Raw genomic sequence first — 221 nt, 5'->3', positions numbered from 1 at the left:
CCTCCGCTATCGCCACCAAACATGAATTTACATCGTAAATTCTTCCGTATGGTTATTCGGTTCATCACTTATCGTGTGAATGAATAGCCATGCGCTTATTGTATGTCACTTGCACATACCTTCAAGGTTACACCCTGAAAACTGGATCCGAAACTCATTTGCGTTTTATCTTAGGATAAGCCCTCGACCGATTAGTATTGGTCAGCTCCATGCATTACTGC

1 rRNA gene (running past one end of the window) is annotated in these 221 nt (G+C 42.5%); it reads right to left on the bottom strand.

Annotated features, from left to right (window positions below):
• Positions 1 to 20, bottom strand: a 5S ribosomal RNA gene (gene rrf / locus C1T21_RS12475); it reaches 104 nt to the left of the window's first position.
• Between the last annotated feature and the right edge of the window lie 201 nt (positions 21 to 221).

The organism is Paenibacillus sp. F4 (assembly GCF_002894905.1).
Lineage (GTDB): Bacteria > Bacillota > Bacilli > Paenibacillales > Paenibacillaceae > Paenibacillus > Paenibacillus polymyxa_B.
Note: the sequence above shows the minus strand (reverse complement) of the source record. Positions and strands in the feature narration are given on the sequence as shown.